General features: G+C 61.4%; 11 protein-coding genes. 8 read left to right on the forward strand and 3 right to left on the reverse strand.

The window, feature by feature from the left end; genetic code table 11:
* Positions 1-23: 23 nt before the first annotated feature.
* Genes fmt through LG385_RS20650 form a run of 4 tightly spaced genes read left to right on the forward strand, consistent with a single transcriptional unit; the run spans position 24 to position 3,973 of the window.
* Complete coding sequence (fmt, locus tag LG385_RS20635; RefSeq protein ID WP_225775720.1) at positions 24-956, forward strand: methionyl-tRNA formyltransferase; 933 nt, start codon at positions 24-26, stop codon at positions 954-956.
* Complete coding sequence (gene rsmB / locus LG385_RS20640) at positions 953-2,266, forward strand: 16S rRNA (cytosine(967)-C(5))-methyltransferase RsmB (protein WP_225775721.1); 1,314 nt, start codon at positions 953-955, stop codon at positions 2,264-2,266. The genes fmt and rsmB overlap by 4 nt, the downstream gene beginning before the upstream one ends.
* Positions 2,267-2,277: 11 nt before the next feature.
* On the forward strand, positions 2,278-3,651 hold the full coding sequence (gene trkA, locus LG385_RS20645; protein WP_181111200.1) for a Trk system potassium transporter TrkA: 1,374 nt from the start codon (positions 2,278-2,280) through the stop codon (positions 3,649-3,651).
* A 7-nt stretch (positions 3,652-3,658) separates the two neighbouring features.
* Positions 3,659-3,973 carry a hypothetical protein gene (locus tag LG385_RS20650; protein ID WP_225775722.1) on the forward strand — a complete coding sequence of 105 codons (315 nt, stop codon included), beginning with the start codon at positions 3,659-3,661 and terminating at the stop codon, positions 3,971-3,973.
* A 3-nt stretch (positions 3,974-3,976) separates the two neighbouring features.
* On the opposite strand, the gene LG385_RS20655 is transcribed toward LG385_RS20650, so the two are convergent.
* Together LG385_RS20655 and LG385_RS20660 are read right to left on the reverse strand one after the other, a co-directional pair.
* Positions 3,977-4,864, reverse strand: a complete 888-nt coding sequence (locus LG385_RS20655) for a lysophospholipid acyltransferase (protein ID WP_181111198.1) — start codon at positions 4,862-4,864, stop codon at positions 3,977-3,979.
* A gap of 31 nt (positions 4,865-4,895) precedes the next feature.
* The gene (locus tag LG385_RS20660; RefSeq protein ID WP_225775723.1) at positions 4,896-5,465 is read right to left on the reverse strand and encodes a DNA-3-methyladenine glycosylase I; all 570 of its coding nucleotides are present in this window, start codon (positions 5,463-5,465) and stop codon (positions 4,896-4,898) included.
* Positions 5,466-5,544: 79 nt separating this feature from the next.
* Between LG385_RS20660 and glyQ the strand changes: the two genes are divergently transcribed.
* The 4 genes from glyQ to LG385_RS20680 are packed head-to-tail and all read left to right on the forward strand — an operon-like array spanning position 5,545 to position 9,907.
* The gene (glyQ, locus tag LG385_RS20665; protein WP_181111196.1) at positions 5,545-6,492 is read left to right on the forward strand and encodes a glycine--tRNA ligase subunit alpha; all 948 of its coding nucleotides are present in this window, start codon (positions 5,545-5,547) and stop codon (positions 6,490-6,492) included.
* A complete protein-coding gene (gene glyS / locus LG385_RS20670) occupies positions 6,489-8,543 on the forward strand; it encodes a glycine--tRNA ligase subunit beta (protein WP_225775724.1) in 2,055 nt (684 codons plus the stop codon). The genes glyQ and glyS overlap by 4 nt, the downstream gene beginning before the upstream one ends.
* A gap of 3 nt (positions 8,544-8,546) precedes the next feature.
* Complete coding sequence (gmhB, locus tag LG385_RS20675) at positions 8,547-9,092, forward strand: D-glycero-beta-D-manno-heptose 1,7-bisphosphate 7-phosphatase (protein WP_225775725.1); 546 nt, start codon at positions 8,547-8,549, stop codon at positions 9,090-9,092.
* A gap of 50 nt (positions 9,093-9,142) precedes the next feature.
* Positions 9,143-9,907 (forward strand): lysophospholipid acyltransferase family protein, encoded by a 765-nt coding sequence (locus LG385_RS20680; RefSeq protein WP_225775726.1) that lies wholly within the window; start codon positions 9,143-9,145, stop codon positions 9,905-9,907.
* A 176-nt stretch (positions 9,908-10,083) separates the two neighbouring features.
* On the opposite strand, the gene LG385_RS20685 is transcribed toward LG385_RS20680, so the two are convergent.
* Complete coding sequence (locus LG385_RS20685; protein ID WP_225775727.1) at positions 10,084-11,706, reverse strand: MFS transporter; 1,623 nt, start codon at positions 11,704-11,706, stop codon at positions 10,084-10,086.
* Positions 11,707-11,795 lie beyond the last annotated feature (89 nt).

An 11,795-nucleotide genomic window follows, 5' to 3' on the forward strand; every position in this document is an offset into this window, starting at 1 on the left:
CTTTTCATTTCAGCGAGAAGCTCATGCGCCTAGTTTTTGCCGGTACCCCAGACTTCGCGGCCGAACACCTGCAAGCCCTGCTTGGCGGTGCTCACCAGGTGGTGGCCGTCTATACCCAGCCGGATCGCCCCGCCGGGCGAGGCCAGAAACTGATGCCCAGCCCAGTCAAGCAACTGGCCCAAGCCCACGGCATACCGGTTTACCAACCTCAGACCCTTCGTAATCCGGATGCTCAGGCAGAGCTTGCCGCACTGGCCCCGGACCTGATGGTGGTAGTGGCCTACGGGCTTATCCTGCCCCAGGCCGTGCTGGATATTCCGCGCCTGGGCTGCATCAACAGCCATGCCTCACTGTTGCCTCGCTGGCGCGGCGCCGCCCCGATCCAGCGGGCCATCGAAGCCGGTGACAGCGTTAGCGGCGTGACCGTAATGCGCATGGAGGCAGGCTTGGACACGGGGCCGATGCTGTTGAAAGTGACCACGCCCATCAGCGCCGAGGACACTGGCGGCAGCCTGCACGACCGCCTGGCCCAATTGGGGCCGGTCGCTGTACTCGAAGCCATTGAAGGGCTGGCGGCTGGAACCCTGGAAGGCGAGGTACAAAACGATGCCGACGCTACCTATGCGCATAAGCTTAACAAGGACGAGGCCCGCATCGACTGGACCCGCCCGGCAATTCACCTGGAGCGCCAGATACGCGCATTCAACCCGTGGCCGATCTCTCACAGCCTGCTCAACGGCGAGGCGCTCAAGGTGTTGAGCGCTCGCACCGCAGCAGGCGCAGGCACACCGGGGGAGATCATCGCTGCCGACAAGGGCGGCCTCACCGTGGCCTGTGGCGAGGGCGCGCTGTCCCTTTCCCGTCTGCAACTCCCTGGCGGCAAACCATTGGCCTTCAGTGACCTCTACAATAGCCGGCAAGCGCTCTTCAGCACCGGCACGGTACTGGGCCAATGAGCCCGCGGCTGGCGGCAGCCCGAGCCCTGGCGGCAGTGCTCAGCGGCAAGGCCTCGCTCAACAGCGCACTGCCCGCGCAATTGGAGCGGGTGGATGGGCGCGACCGAGGCCTGGTTCAGGAGCTGGCATTCGGCACCGCTCGCTGGGAACCTCGCCTGGCCTTGCTGGCGGAACAACTGCTGCAAAAGCCATTCAAGGCCGCCGATGCAGACGTATACGCCTTGTTGCTGCTGGGCCTTTACCAACTGTTTTACACGCGTGTGCCTGCTCATGCGGCCATCGCGGAAACGGTAGGCTGTGCCGACAAGCTGAAGAAAACCTGGGCCAAAGGCTTGCTCAATGCCGTGCTGCGGCGCGCACAGCGCGAAGGCGAAGCTGTGCTTGCGAGCCTGGAGCGAGACCCGGTGGTGCGTACCGCCCACCCTCGCTGGCTGCAGAAAGCCTTTAAGGCTGCCTGGCCCGAGCAGTGGGAAAGCCTGTGCGCCGCGAATAATGAACATCCACCGCTGACGCTGCGGGTAAATCGTCGCCTGCAAACCCGGGACGGCTATCTTGCGCAACTGGGCCAGGCTGGGATCGAAGCCACGGCGTGCCGCTTCAGCCCAGATGGCATCACGCTTGCTGCCGCTACCGATGTCACTGGCCTCCCGGGCTTTGCCCAGGGCTGGGTAAGCGTGCAAGACGAAGCCGCGCAACTGGCCGCTGGTTTGCTGGAACTCAAGCCTGGCCAGCGGGTACTGGATGCCTGCTGTGCACCGGGTGGTAAAACCTGCCACGTACTGGAAAGCATGCCCAACCTTGGCTACGTGCTGGGGATCGACCTGGAAGCGAAGCGTTTGACGCGGGTGGAGGAGAACCTGGCGCGTCTGGGCCTTGCAGCGGATCTGCGCGCCGCCGATGGCCGCGACCTCGCCGCGTGGTGGGACGGCAAGCCTTTCCAGCGGATCCTGCTGGACGCGCCCTGTTCGGCCACCGGCGTCATCCGCCGCCACCCTGACATCAAGCTTACTCGCCACGCAGACGATATTCCCGCGCTGGCAAGGCTTCAAGGTGAGTTACTGGATGCCATGTGGGGCACCCTGGAAGTCGGCGGCATCCTGCTGTACGCCACCTGCTCGGTACTGCCGATGGAAAACAGCGACACCATTGCCGCCTTCCTGGAACGCACCCCCGGCGCCCGCGAGCTGAGCCTGGACACCGAAGCCGGTATTGCCCAGCCGCACGGTCGCCAGCTGTTCCCACAAAACGGCGGGCACGACGGGTTTTATTACGCCAAACTCATGAAGATCGCCGCCTCTGGCGGCCGCTGAGCGAGCTGATCGTGAAAATCATCATTCTAGGTGCCGGCCAGGTCGGCGGCACCCTTGCCGAGCACCTGGCCGGCGAAGCCAACGACATCACCATCGTCGACACTGACGGCGAACGCCTGCGCAGCCTGGGCGACCGGCTGGACATTCGTACGGTGCAGGGCAAAGCGTCGTTTCCAACCGTGTTGCGGCAGGCCGGTGCCGACGATGCCGACATGCTCGTGGCGGTCACCAACAGCGACGAAACCAACATGGTCGCGTGCCAGGTGGCCTATACGCTGTTCCATACCCCGCGGCGCATTGCGCGGGTTCGCGAGGCGGCGTATCTCACCCGCGCCGACCTGTTCGCCAACGAGGCCATCCCAGTGGATGTGCTGATCAGCCCGGAACAGGTGGTTACTCATTACATCAAGCGGCTGATCGAACATCCCGGCGCGCTTCAGGTCATCGACTTTGCCGGGGGCAAGGCGCAGCTGGTTGCGGTACGCGCCTATTACGGTGGCCCACTGGTGGGCCAGCAGTTGCGGCAGATCCGCCACCACATGCCGAATGTGGAAACGCGTGTGGCGGCGATCTTCCGCCGCGACCGGCCGATCCTGCCACGCGGCGACACGGTGATAGAAGCCGACGACGAAGTCTTCTTCATCGCCGCCAAGGCTGATATCCGCGCCGTGATGGGCGAGCTGCGCCGGCTGGATGAAAACAACAAGCGAGTGGTGATTGCCGGGGGCGGGCATATTGGCGAGCGGCTCGCGGAAGCCATCGAAAGCCGGTACCAGGTGAAAATCATCGAGATGAGCCCGGCCCGCTGCCGTTACCTGTCCGAAAGCCTCAATAGCACCGTGGTGTTACAGGGCAGCGCCTCGGACCGGGACCTGATGGTCGAAGAAAATATCGCCGACGCGGACATCTTCGTAGCGCTGACCAACGATGACGAAGCCAACATCATGTCGTCGCTGCTGGCCAAGCGGCTGGGCGCGCGCAAGGTAATGACACTGATCAACAACGCGGCCTACGTTGACCTGGTTCAAGGCGGTGAAATCGATATAGCCATCAACCCGCAGCTGGCAACCATTGGCAGCTTGCTCACGCATGTGCGTCGCGGCGACATCGTCAGCGTGCACTCTTTGCGCCGTGGCGCTGCCGAAGCCATCGAAGCCATCGCTCACGGCGACGCGCGTTCGAGCAAGGTAGTGGGCCGCGCGCTGGAAACGATCCCCATGCCCCCGGGTACCTCCATCGGTGCGATCATCCGGGACCAGGAGGTGATCATTGCCCGTGCCGACACCGTGATCGAAACCGGGGACCACGTGATCCTGTTCGTTGTGGATAAAAAATATATTCGCGATGTGGAAAAGCTCTTCCACGTTGGGCTGAGTTTCTTCTGAAGGTGAAGTGATGATCGAATCCCTGGAAAAAATGCTCGCCAAGGGTGTGGATAACTCACTTCTGCGGTTTGGGCTCGGAAAGGGCTACCTCGATGCAGCTGACGCTCCTCGGGCAGCCGAGCACCTGCGCCGCTGCGTGGAACAGGACGCGGGCTACTCGGCCGCCTGGAAGTTACTCGGCAAGGCGCTGCAACAGCAGGACGACCTGCCGGCGGCGCGCGCCGCCTGGGAGCAGGGGATCGCGGCGGCGCAGGCCAAGGGCGACAAGCAGGCGGAGAAAGAGATGAGCGTGTTTATCCGCAAGCTTGAGCGCAACGCCTGAGGCTCAGTACCAACGGGCCTCACCCGGCGGGCGCTTCTTGAAGCGCTTCATGCTCCACATGTACTGGTCCGGGTACGCCCTTACATACGCTTCCACTACCTGGCTCATGGCTGCGGCGGAGGTTTCCACGTCGGTGCTGTACATGGCCTCCGGCGCTGCCTTGAGCATCACCTTGAAGCCTGAGCCATCCGCCAGGCGCACGGCGTGAAGGAACACCCCGACCGCTTTGCCACCCGCCAGCATATTGGGCACGAACTTGCTGGTGAGCGCTTGCGTACCCAGGAAGGGCACGAATACCCCGGCGGACTCGGCCGGCTCCGGGTCTGCCGGTATACCCACCTGGCCACCCTTGCGCACTTCCTTGATCACGCTGAGGATGCCTTCCTTGGTAGAAGCCGCCACGCGATTGCCCAACTGCACCCGCTGTTTGCGCAGCAGTTCATCCACAGCCTTGAGCTTGGGTGGGCGATAGAAAATGATCGGTTTGCACTGGCTGCAATAGAAGTGGTTGAGCACTTCCCAGTTACCCAGGTGGCTGGTGATGCCAACAACCCCTTTGCCGCTGGCGAGCGCCGCCTCGAGTACTTCCAGGCCTTCAACTTCACGAATCAACGCGAGCGAACGTTCGGCTGGCCAGATCCAGGCACAAGCACTTTCGGTGAACGAACGGCCGATACCTTTGAGGCTTGCCCCGGTCAGTTGCTCGCGTTCGGCTGGCGACAGTTCGGGGAAACACTTGGCAAGGTTGATCCGCACCACATCCCGGGAACGGTTGGGCAGCTTCCACATCAGCCAGCCGATGGCGGCGCCTACCTTCTGCACGCCGCCCCACGGCAATGAAGCAAAGGCTTTGAGCACGCCCACCATCAAGGCGCCCTTGAAGTTTTCCACAGTTCAATCCCCTGATAACAAGCCGGCCATTCTACCCCAGCATGGGCGGCGCTTCGCATAATGCCGGGTAGCGATCGCAATCGGTGGTGTGGTCCATGACCATCCCCGATGCCTGCATGAAGGCATAGCAAATGGTCGGGCCCACAAAGCTGAACCCAGCCTTCTTCAGGGCCTTGCTCATCGCCTGGGCTTCGGGTGTCTGGGTGGGGATTTCACTGCGGTCGGCAAAATGGTTGATCTTCGGTTGGCCGCCCACGAAGGACCACAAGAAGCCCACCGGATCTTCTAGCCGCAGCCAGGCCTGGGCGTTTTGCCGGGCGGCATTGAGCTTCATTCGGTTGCGGATGATGCCCGCGTCCTGCATGCGAATCTCGATCTCGGCATCGGTCATGCGTGCAAGGCGCTGGGGATCGAAGGCAAAAAGCACCTCGCGATAACGCTGGCGCTTCTTGAGGATAGTGATCCAGGACAACCCCGCCTGGAACCCTTCAAGCACCAGCAACTCGAACAGGCGCTGCGGATCACGTAGCGCAAGGCCCCATTCATGGTCGTGGTACTGCTCGTAAAGCGGGTCGGTGGTACACCAAAAGCAGCGTGGCATAAAGCTCCGGGCTAGTGGGGCAGACGATTCGGGGTATACTCCCGCTCTTTAATTCGCAGCCCAAGATACAGGTGAATTTGTGAACCAGCCTACGCCAGCCGTGCGTACCTTCCAAGACTTGATTCTGGCCTTGCAACAGTACTGGGCAGAGCAAGGTTGCGTGGTGCTTCAGCCTTACGATATGGAAGTAGGCGCGGGCACCTTCCACACCGCCACCTTCCTTCGCGCCGTAGGCCCGGAGAACTGGAACGCAGCCTACGTGCAACCCAGCCGTCGTCCGGGCGATGGCCGCTACGGCGAGAACCCCAACCGCCTTCAGCACTACTACCAGTTCCAGGTGGTACTTAAGCCGAACCCGGAAAACTTCCAGGAGCTGTACCTCGGCTCGCTGCGTCATATCGGGCTGGACCCGACCGTGCACGACGTTCGCTTCGTCGAAGACAACTGGGAATCGCCCACGCTCGGCGCATGGGGCCTGGGCTGGGAAGTGTGGCTCAACGGCATGGAAGTGACGCAGTTCACGTACTTCCAGCAGGTAGGCGGTATCGAGTGCTACCCGGTCACCGGCGAGATCACCTACGGCCTCGAACGCCTGGCCATGTACCTGCAGGGCGTGGACTCGGTCTACGACCTGGTGTGGACCGACGGCCCGTTCGGCAAGGTCACCTATGGAGACGTGTTCCACCAGAACGAAGTGGAGCAGTCGACCTACAACTTCGAGCACGCCAACGTCGAGAAGCTGTTCGAATTGTTCGATTTCTATGAAAGCGAAGCCAACCGCCTGATCGAACTGCAACTGCCGCTGCCGACCTACGAAATGGTGCTCAAGGCGTCGCATACTTTCAACCTGCTGGATGCTCGCCGGGCGATTTCCGTTACCGAGCGCCAGCGTTACATCTTGCGGGTGCGCGCACTGGCCCGTGCCGTGGCCCAAAGTTATCTGCACGCCCGGGCACGCCTGGGCTTCCCGATGGCAAACCCCGAATTGCGAGATGAAGTGTTGGCTAAGCTGGAGGCTGCACAATGAGTGCGCAAGATTTTCTGGTTGAACTTGGCACCGAAGAATTGCCACCCAAAGCGCTCGCTACCTTGGGCGAAGCCTTCCTTGCCGGTATTCAGAAGGGCCTTCTGGCCGCAGGGCTGAACTACACCGCCAGCCGTTACTATGCCGCGCCTCGTCGCCTGGCAGTGCTGGTCACCGGGCTGGACACGCAACAGGCAGACCGCAGCGTCAATCTGGACGGCCCGCCACGCCAGGCAGCGTTCGACGCGGACGGCAACCCCACCCAGGCCGCTCTCGGCTTCGCCCGCAAGTGCGGCGTGGACATCAGCGAAATCGACCAGAGCGGCCCAAAGCTGCGGTACAGCCAGACGATCACCGGCAAGCCGACGATCAGTCTGCTGCCTACCATCGTCGAGGATTCGCTCAACGACCTGCCGATTCCCAAGCGCATGCGCTGGGGCGTGCGCAAGGATGAATTCGTGCGCCCAACGCAGTGGCTGGTGATGCTGCTGGGCGACCAGGTGGTGGATTGCACATTGCTCGCACAACGTGCCGGGCGAACGTCCCGCGGCCACCGCTTCCATCATCCGGACAGCGTGTTGATCGGCTCGCCGGCCAGCTACGCCGATGACCTGCGCAAAGCCTATGTTCTGGCAGACCTGGCCGAGCGCCGCGAGATTATCCGCAAGCGTGTAGACGAACTTGCCGTGCAGCAGGAAGGCACGGCAATCATGCCGCCTGCGCTGCTCGATGAGGTTGCCTCGCTGGTGGAATGGCCGGTGCCGCTGGTGTGCTCTTTCGAGGAGCGCTTCCTGCAAGTGCCGCAGGAAGCACTGATTACCACCATGCAGGACAACCAGAAGTACTTCTGTCTGCTGGACGCCGAAGGCAAGTTGTTGCCCCGTTTCATCACTGTGGCGAACATCGAAAGCCGTGACCCCACGCAGATCGTCCAGGGCAACGAAAAGGTCGTGCGCCCGCGCCTGACCGACGCTGAGTTCTTCTTCAATCAGGACAAGAAACAGCCACTGGAAAGCTTCAATGCCCGCCTGCAGAACGTGGTGTTCCAGGCGCAGCTCGGCAGTGTCTATGACAAGGCCGTCCGCGTGTCCAAACTGGCCGCATTCATCGCGCCACGCATTGGTGGGGATGCCCAGCGCGCCGCGCGTGCCGGCCTGCTGAGCAAATGCGACCTGGCGACCGAAATGGTTGGCGAGTTCCCCGAGATGCAGGGCATCGCGGGCTACTACTACGCGCTCAACGACGGCGAGCCGCAGGATGTAGCGCAGGCACTGAACGAACAGTACATGCCCCGTGGCGCCGGCGCCGAATTGCCGCAGTCACTGACTGGCGCGGCCGTGGCAATCGCCGACAAGCTTGATACCCTCACCGGTATCTTCGGCATCGGCATGTTGCCCACCGGTAGCAAGGACCCCTACGCCTTGCGCCGTGCGGCACTGGGCGTGTTGCGCATTCTGATCGACAAGCAGTTGGATCTCGACCTGGCCGAAGCGGTGAATTTCGCCGTGGCCCTGTACGGTGCGAAGGTGGACACCACCGCCCTGGCCGAACAGGTGCTGGAGTTTGTCTTCGACCGCCTGCGTGCACGTTACGAAGATGAAGGCGTGGACGTTGCCAGTTATCTGGCCGTGCGTGCCCTCAAGCCGGGCTCGGCGCTGGACTTCGATCAGCGCGTGCAGGCCGTGCAAGCGTTCCGCCGCTTGCCGGAAGCCGAAGCGCTGGCCGCGGTAAACAAGCGGGTATCGAACCTGCTGGGCAAGGCAGAGGGCGCCGTAGCGGCCACTGTGGAGCCCAAGTACTTCGATAACGCTCACGAGTTTTCCCTGTATTCGGCGATCCAACAGGCCGACCACGCGGTTCAACCGATGGCCCAGGCACGTCAGTACAACGAAGCGCTTACCCGTCTTGCCGCCCTGCGCGAGCCTGTGGATGCGTTCTTCGAGGCGGTGATGGTCAATGCCGAGGACCCGAGCGTTCGCGCCAACCGTTACGCCCTGCTGGCCAGGCTGCGCGGTTTGTTCCTGGGCGTGGCCGACATCTCCGTGCTGGGCTGAGCCGTGAAGCTGCTTATTCTCGACCGGGATGGGGTCATCAACCATGACTCCGACGCGTACATCAAATCCGTGGAGGAATGGGTCCCCATCCCTGGCTCGATCGAGGCAATTGCCGAGCTGAGCCAGGCTGGATGGACGGTAGCGGTCGCGACCAATCAGTCGGGGATCGCCAGAGGCTATTATTCGCTGGCAACCCTGGACGCCATGCATGCGCGGCTGCGCGAGCTGGTGGGCGAAAAAGGCGGCGAAGTGGGGGTGATTCTGTACTGCCCCCATGGCCCGGATGATGGGTGTGAATGTCGCAAACCACTACCGGGCATGCTGCTAGCCATAGCGGAGCATTACGGCACAGGCCTTGCTGATGTGTGGTTTGTAGGCGATAGCCGCAGCGATCTGGCCGCGGCCGTTGCAGCGGGCGCACGCCCAGTGCTGGTGAAAACCGGCAAGGGGCAAGGCACTGCCAAGGGGGTACTGCCTGAAGGCACCCTGCAATTCGATGACCTGGCCGCCGTGGCCGAGGCACTTATCAACCCGGGCATTGCCCCCTGAAACAGGCGCCGGCCACTTCACGCGGGGCCGGCCCGTACGGTAACAACGCCATGTCCGCATTGCAGGCCATCAGAATCACCCTCTTCTACGTTTTGCTGGCCCTCAGTGCATTGATCTGGTGCACGATCGGCTTTTTTGTCTGCCCGTTTCTTAAATTCCCGGCGCGCTACCGGTTTATCAACGTCTACTGGTGCCGCTTTGCGCTGCTGCTTACACGGGTGTTTTTGAACATTCGGGTACGCATCACTGGCGCGGAAAACGTGCCGGCTACCCCTTGCGTGATCTTGTCGAACCATCAAAGCACTTGGGAAACCTTTTTTCTCTCTGCCTATTTCCAGCCGTTGAGCCAAGTGCTCAAAAAGGAACTGCTATACGTACCTTTCTTCGGTTGGGCAATGGCGATGCTTCGGCCTATCGCAATCAATCGGGATAACCCCAAGGAAGCGTTGCGGCAGGTCGCAACCAAGGGCGATGTACTGCTCAAGGACAAGGTCTGGGTATTGATCTTTCCCGAGGGCACCCGCGTGCCTTACGGCACCATGGGCAAGTTCACCCGCAGCGGCGCTGCCTTGGCGGTGAATGCCGCGCTGCCGGTGTTGCCGATCGCTCACAATGCTGGCAAGTATTGGCCCAAGGATGGCTGGGCCAAGCGCTCCGGGGTGATCGACGTGATGATCGGCGCCCCCATGTACGCTGAAGGCAGCGGGCCGCGCGCGACCGCCGAGCTCAACGACAGGGCCGCCGCCTGGATTGCCAATGCTCAACGTGAGATGGGTTCTATCGTGACAACAGTGGATACCGGCAACCCGGTCTGATTGTGGATAACTTGTGAGCAGTTTTTCTTTCCGTTTCCTGGAAACGGCTTTAACTCGCTGAAATACAAAGGTTTATCCCAACCTGAAAATCCACTCAAAAACGTGCATAAGTTTTTTCGCCGCCAACGAAAGTGCCCGCCAAGCCGGGCGGGCACAGTTGCCGGGGCTGGATGTATTCAGGCGTTATCCAGATCCACGTGTCGCGTTTCCCTCAGGCTGATCAAGCCAACTACCAGGCTCACCGCCGTGACGGTAATCGGGTACCACAGCCCGTAGTAGATATCCCCCGTATACACCACCAAGGCGAACGAGACGGTAGGCAGGAAGCCGCCGAACCAGCCGTTACCGATGTGATAAGGCAGTGACATCGAGGTATACCGGATGCGCGTTGGAAAGAGTTCCACCATCACCGCGGCCAACGGGCCATAGGTCATGGTCGCGATCAGAATCAGCGCTACGATAATGCCCACCACCATGGGCTGATTGACCTGGGCTGGCTCCGCTTTGGCCGGGTAGCCGGCTCCTGTGATAGCGCCGCGCAAGGCCGCTTCGTCATAGCCCTCGATACGGGTTTGCCCTACGGTAACGACAACCGCGCTGCCGGCGACCGCCGCTTGAGAGGTGTAAGGTACGCCCGCTTTTACCAACAGGGTTTTGACCTTGTCACAGGGGCTGTCGAAACGGGCCTTTCCTACCGGGTCGAACTGGAATGTGCAGGTTTCGGGGTCCGCCATTACCACGATGGGCGCCTGCCGGCTTGCCTGGTCGATTTGTGGGTTAGCGTAATGGCTCAGCGCTTTGAACAGCGGGAAATACAACACCGTCGCCAGTAGCAGGCCCAGCATGAGGATCGGCTTGCGGCCCACGCGATCAGAGAGCCATCCGAAGAATACAAAGAAGGGTGCGCCAATGATCACGCTGATGATCATCAGGTTGGTGGCCTGCGCAGGGTCGAGTTTCAGCATCTGGGTGAGAAAGAACATGACGTAGAACTGCGCCGTGTAGAACGTCACGGCCTGCCCGGCATTGATGCTGAACAGTGCAGTCAGCACGATCTTGAGGTTGGCCCACGAGCCGAAGGATTCGCGGATAGGCGCCTTGCTCACCTTGCCTTCGGCCTTCATTTTGGTAAAGGCCGGCGACTCATGCAGGCTCAAGCGAATCCATGTGGAAATGCCCAACAGCACGATGGAAAGCAGGAACGGAAGCCGCCAGCCCCAGACTTCGAACTCATCCCCACTCAGGTATCGGCATGCGGCAACCACAACCAGTGACAGCAGGAGCCCAAGGGTGGCGGTCGATTGAATCCAACCGGTATGGTGGCCGCGCTTGTTTGCCGGAGCATGCTCAGCCACATAAGTGGCTGCGCCGCCATATTCGCCTCCCAGTGCCAGGCCTTGGAGCATGCGCAGTACGATGAGGATTACCGGCGCCGCCAGGCCAATGCTCGCATAGGTGGGTAACAAGCCTACTGCAAAGGTAGATATCCCCATCAGCACAATGGTGACAAGAAACGTGTACTTACGGCCAATCATGTCTCCAAGCCGCCCGAACACCAGCGCGCCAAAGGGCCTGACCAGGAATCCGGCGGCAAACGCCATCAGCGCGAAGATGAACGCGGTCGTGTCGTTCACGCCAGCGAAAAATTGCTTGCTGATGACCGCCGCCAGGGCGCCATAAAGAAAGAAGTCATACCATTCAAACACCGTACCCAGCGACGACGCGAAAATGATCTTCCGCTCTTCCCTGGCTGCGTTGGGCACCACCTGTGCGGCCTGTGGCTGCGTATAGTCGGTCATTGGTCCTGTCCTCGGCCCAAAGGGCACAGTGATTTTTCTTGTTGTTCCACTGTCTGCCCGGCTGACTGCGCCGGTGCGCTTACTGCTTC

The sequence above is a fragment of the Pseudomonas sp. Marseille-Q5115 genome, assembly GCF_916618905.1.
GTDB classification, from domain to species: Bacteria; Pseudomonadota; Gammaproteobacteria; order Pseudomonadales; family Pseudomonadaceae; genus Aquipseudomonas; species Aquipseudomonas japonica_A.

Coding starts and splice junctions, on each gene's coding strand:
- LG385_RS20660 (WP_225775723.1), bottom strand. CDS start 5,465: ATGCCACGCTGCTTTTGGTGTACCACCGACCCGCTTTACGAGCAGTAC.
- rsmB (WP_225775721.1), top strand. CDS start 953: ATGAGCCCGCGGCTGGCGGCAGCCCGAGCCCTGGCGGCAGTGCTCAGC.
- fmt (WP_225775720.1), top strand. CDS start 24: ATGCGCCTAGTTTTTGCCGGTACCCCAGACTTCGCGGCCGAACACCTG.
- LG385_RS20680 (WP_225775726.1), top strand. CDS start 9,143: ATGTCCGCATTGCAGGCCATCAGAATCACCCTCTTCTACGTTTTGCTG.
- glyS (WP_225775724.1), top strand. CDS start 6,489: ATGAGTGCGCAAGATTTTCTGGTTGAACTTGGCACCGAAGAATTGCCA.
- LG385_RS20685 (WP_225775727.1), bottom strand. CDS start 11,706: ATGACCGACTATACGCAGCCACAGGCCGCACAGGTGGTGCCCAACGCA.